This window comes from Acidaminococcus sp. CAG:542 (assembly GCF_000437815.1).
Lineage (GTDB): Bacteria > Bacillota > Negativicutes > Acidaminococcales > Acidaminococcaceae > Acidaminococcus.
Genome location: NZ_FR902078.1, coordinates 22,932 through 27,626 on the forward strand (window position 1 = coordinate 22,932; position 4,695 = coordinate 27,626).

Here is a 4,695-nt window from a genome sequence, read left to right on the forward strand (position 1 = left end):
GTACTGGCGCATGACAGCGTCCGGGGCAAAGCTGAGAAAGCCGGCGGTCAGGGCCCCGCAGAACAGGCTCACCGCCACCCCGGACAGGAGCAGCTTCACCCGGTCATGGCTCCGGCTGCCCAGGAGCCCCACCAGAAAGGAGGCCAGGGCCGCCCCGGCAAAGGCCCCCAGGGGCAGGAACCAGTAGCTTTTCTGGGGCAGCCCAGTGAGCAGCATCACCACCGCCCCCAGGGAAGCCCCGCCGGTGACCCCCAGGATTCCCGGATCCGCCAGGGGATTCCCGAAGATGCCCTGGAGGACCGTGCCGGAAGCCCCCAGAGCCGCTCCCGTACCCAGGCCCAGCAGCAGCCGGGGCAGCCGGAGATTCCACAGCACATTTACTTCCAAAGGGCTCCATCCTCCCTGGAACAGCCCCAGGGGAGACACGGGCACCTGGCCGCTGAACAGGGACAGGAGGCACACCGGAACCAGCAGCAGTCCCAGCAGCCTGGCCCAGGCTTTTCCTTTCATGTCTTTCTCCTTTCTCACAAACAAAAAAGACGTTCCCCAAAGGGAGCGTCTGTCTTTTATATAATGCAGTTCCATCCTCACGAGTGCATGGCCCATAGGGGATTCCCACGTATTGACCTGGTAGCGCCAACGAGAATCGAACTCGTGATTTCGCCTTGAGAGGGCGACGTCTTAGCCGCTTGACCATGGCGCCAAGATAAAAAAATGGCTCCGGGACTAGGGCTCGAACCCAGACTAGAAGATCCAGAATCTCCTGTGCTACCATTACACCATCCCGGAAGAAAGCTTACTCAATTATTATAGCATACCCAAAAGAAATTGCAAGGATTTTTTCCAAAATGCCAAAAGAAAAACCACCGCTTTCGCAGTGGCCGGTTTCTGGATAAAAAAATGGCTCCGGGACTAGGGCTCGAACCCAGACTAGAAGATCCAGAATCTCCTGTGCTACCATTACACCATCCCGGAGTAACTCTCTTTGCTCTCTCAAAGAGTACTTTCTTAGTATACGACGGAGGGCAAAAAAATGCAAGGGATTTTTTTACTTTTTCCTAAAAAAAAGTAGGAAAATCAAAAGTTTTTAACATGGAAACTAAAAACTTTTGATTTTCCCGTATTTTTTATATTCAATCTGAAAAACTTTCAGTCCAGGATCTTTTCCGGCCGGAAATCCAGGTAGTCTCCGGAGACCAGCCGGTACCGGATGCCTTTATGGAGCCCCAGGATACTGTCCTGGAACTGGGCTTCTCCGTGACAGTGGGCATAGATCACCTGTTCCGCTCCGTATTTCTCCGCCATCCGGGTAAAGATGCTCTCCTCTTCCAGGATATTGGTGGGAGGATAGTGGAGGAACACCAGGAACTTCCGGTACCCCGCGTCCTGGGCTTTCCGGAAGGAATCCTCCAGACGGATGGCTTCCCGGCGGACCAGTTTTTGAGCGTGTTTTTCCGCCTCCTGGTCCCAGCTGAGCACTTCTCCGGTAAACCGGTTGATCAGAAAGGGTCCCTCAAAGGTGAATCCCTTGGTCCCCACCAGGGCATAGTCCCGGTAGGCTGCGAAATTGTTCTGGAGGAAGAAGAGTTTTCCGGCATACTCCTGGTTCAGGGCGTCGGTTTTCTGAGCTTCCCAGAACATGTCATGGTTCCCCCGGATCAGGATCTTCCGTCCCGGCAGATTGGCAATGAAGTCCAGGTCCTCCCGGCACTGGTACAGCTTCCGTCCCCAGGAATGATCCCCTACCAGCACCAGGGTATCCCCCGGCTGCACCAGTTCCTGGCAGTTCTTCCAGATTTTTTCCTCGTGGCGGACCCAGACGGGCCCCATGGCATCCATGGATTTCTCCGGCCGCTGAAAGGCCAGATGGAGATCTCCCAAGGCATAAAGTGCCATCTGATCCACCTCCTTTTCCCCTATTGTACTCTATTTGTCCGGAGGGTTCCAGATGGATAAAAAGAGGGTACCGCCTATGGCCGCAGTACCCTCTCTGATCATTTCAGCGCAACCAGTTCATATGCTCTGGTCCCCAGTCCGATCTTTTCTCCGTGTTCCAGGGTGGTGGCCCAGTCCACCCGGGGATTGCTGTCCAGGAAGTGGTCGTGGTGGCATTCCCAGTCCTTCTGGGCCAAGTGGTCCGCCAGCTGGCTGTTGGGCAGGGGCTGGGCCTTCTGACAGGCATCGGCACAGGCCTGATCCAGGGCAATGGGGTCAAAGGACGCAAACATGCCGATATTGGGCAGGATGGGTGCGTCGTTTTCCCCGTGGCAGTCACAGTTGGGAGAAATATCCATCACCATGTTGATATAGAAGCAGGGACGGCCATGGACCACGGCCAGGGCATATTCCGCCATTTTCCGGTCCAGCAGCTCATTGGCATCCCACTGGACGCTCTGGATGGCGTCGAACCCGCAGGCCCCGATGCAGCGGCCGCATCCGGCACATTTTTCCTCATCGATGTGAGCCTTGTGATTGATATAGGAAATGGCATCGCTGCCGCATTCTTTGGCACACCGGCCGCAGCCCCGGCACAGTTCTTCATCCACCTTGGGCTTGCCGGAGGAATGCTGTTCCATTTTCCCGGCCCGGCTGCCGCAGCCCATGCCCACGTTCTTTACCGCACCGCCGAAGCCGGTGGCTTCATGGCCCTTGAAATGGGCCAGGCTGATGAATACATCCGCATCCATAATGGCCCGGCCGATTTTGGCTTTTTGGATGTATTCCCCGCCGGGAACCGGCACTTCCACTTCATCCGTGCCCCGGAGGCCATCCCCGATGATCACCTGACAGCCGGTGGTAATGGTGTTGTACCCGTTGATGGCGGCACAGTCCAGATGGTCCAGGGCATTTTTCCGGCTGCCGGGATACAGGGTGTTGCAGTCGGTGAGGAAGGGTTTGCCGCCCCATTCCTTCACCAGGTCCGCCACCGCCTTTACATACTGGGGCCGGATGGTGGCCAGGTTCCCCAGTTCCCCGAAATGCATCTTGATGGCGGTGAATTTCCCCTGGAAGTCAATGTCTCCCATATGGGCTGCCCTGCACAGCCGCTGGAGCTTCTCCAGTGCACTGGTGCCCACCGGACACCGGAAATCCGTAAAATACACTTTTGCCTTTTCCATGTTTCCACTCCCCTTGCTGGATAACCGGGAGCACTCCCGCTATCCGCTGTTTTCCAAAAAGCCGGGCTGGTCCCTCTCGGATTCCGCACAACCTGCAGGTTCCAGTCCGGTCTTTTTCAGTGATGGTATTTTTCTTTCCGCATGATCTTGAAGGCCCGGTAGATCTGCTCCAAAAGCAGGATCCGGATCATCTGATGGGTGAAGGTCAGCGGTGAGAAGCTCCACCGGAAATCCGCCCGTTTCCGCAGGGCGTCGGTGTAGCCAAACGGACCTCCGATCACAAAGGTCAGATGGCTCACCCCCTCCACCATCCACTGTTCCATTTTTTCCGCCAGCTGGGGGGAAGAGATTTCCTTCCCCGTAAGATCCAGCAGGATGACGAAACTGTGTTCCGGGATCAGCTTCAGGATCCGGTCCGTTTCCCGGGCCAGCACCTGTTCCTTCACCGCCGGGGACGGATCATCGGGCATCTTCTCTTCGTTGATGCACCGGGTTTCCAGCTGGCAGTAAGCGCCCAGCCGCTTGGTGAATTCCTGTTCCGCCTCCCGGAGGTACTTTTCCTTCAGTTTGCCTGCGCAGGCCAGGGTGATCCTGATCATTGCTGGCTGCTCTGCTGGGGCATTTCCGTAAGAGTGACGGTCTTGTTCACTTCTTCATCTCCCCGGAGGATGGTCACCGGCACCTGCTGTCCCACCTGACATTTGCCCAGGGCATCCCGGAGATCGGCTACAGAAGCCACTTTAGTACCGTTGAACTTAACGATAATATCGTTTGGACGAATGCCTCCACGGTATGCAGGACCGTCTTGAAACATCTTTACGACGAACAGCCCTCCTCTCAGGTCCAGATCGATGCCCAGCCGTTTGGCCAGGGTCTGATCCAGCAGGCTGACCCCCAGATAAGGCCGGACCACCCGTCCTTTTTCCGCCAGTTCCTTCAGGATGGGCTTGGCCTCGTTGATGGGAATGGCAAAACCAATGCCTTCCACCCCGGAAGCGGCAATCTTGGCACTGTTGATGCCGATCACCTGACCGTCCGCGTTCACCAGGGCCCCGCCGGAATTCCCCGGGTTGATGGCCGCATCGGTCTGGATCAGCCGGAACCGCCGTTCACCCATGTCCAGGGACCGGTTCAGGGCGCTGATCACCCCGGCGGTGACACTGCCCCGGAATTCCATGCCCAGGGGGTTCCCGATGGCAATGGCCGGTTCCCCCACCATCAGAGAATCAGAATCCCCGAATTCCGCCACCGGCAGTTCCTCATCTGCATCGATTTTCACTACCGCCAGATCCGTATTGGGGTCGGTGCCCAGCACTTTTCCGTTATAGGTCTTTCCGTCAGGCAGGCTCACCACGATTTCCTGGGCACCGGCCACCACATGGTTGTTGGTGGCGATGAGCCCGTCCTTGCTGTAGATCACCCCGGAACCGCTGCCCTGTTCCACCAGCTGGGTCCGGTTGAAGTAATCCCGTACCAGGGCCTTGTTGGTGATACCCACTACAGCCGGGCCCACCTTCTTGGCGGCCTGGACAATGGGGGTGTTCCGGGCGGCGCTCATATTGGCTTTCGCCTTTTT

The 4,695-nt window shown here is 57.1% G+C and carries 5 protein-coding genes and 3 tRNA genes; all 8 read right to left on the reverse strand.

What is annotated here, in order from left to right:
• Positions 1–510 (reverse strand): iron chelate uptake ABC transporter family permease subunit (locus QVO43_RS06015; RefSeq protein ID WP_288174626.1); only part of this gene is annotated, 510 nt, incomplete at its 3' end.
• Between the two features lie 118 nt (positions 511–628).
• Positions 629–703 (reverse strand) — tRNA-Glu (locus tag QVO43_RS06020).
• 12 nt (positions 704–715) lie between these two features.
• A tRNA-Gln gene (locus QVO43_RS06025) sits at positions 716–789 on the reverse strand.
• A gap of 112 nt (positions 790–901) precedes the next feature.
• Positions 902–975: transfer RNA gene (locus tag QVO43_RS06030), tRNA-Gln, on the reverse strand.
• Between the two features lie 174 nt (positions 976–1,149).
• Positions 1,150–1,896 carry a metallophosphoesterase gene (locus tag QVO43_RS06035; protein ID WP_022487648.1) on the reverse strand — a complete coding sequence of 249 codons (747 nt, stop codon included), beginning with the start codon at positions 1,894–1,896 and terminating at the stop codon, positions 1,150–1,152.
• A gap of 98 nt (positions 1,897–1,994) precedes the next feature.
• Positions 1,995–3,119 carry a DUF362 domain-containing protein gene (locus QVO43_RS06040; protein WP_022487649.1) on the reverse strand — a complete coding sequence of 375 codons (1,125 nt, stop codon included), beginning with the start codon at positions 3,117–3,119 and terminating at the stop codon, positions 1,995–1,997.
• Between the two features lie 116 nt (positions 3,120–3,235).
• Positions 3,236–3,718, reverse strand: coding sequence for a 23S rRNA (pseudouridine(1915)-N(3))-methyltransferase RlmH (gene rlmH, locus QVO43_RS06045; RefSeq protein WP_022487650.1), 483 nt, complete (start codon positions 3,716–3,718; stop codon positions 3,236–3,238).
• Positions 3,715–4,695 (reverse strand): S1C family serine protease (locus QVO43_RS06050; RefSeq protein WP_288174629.1); only part of this gene is annotated, 981 nt, incomplete at its 5' end. The genes QVO43_RS06050 and rlmH, both read right to left, overlap by 4 nt.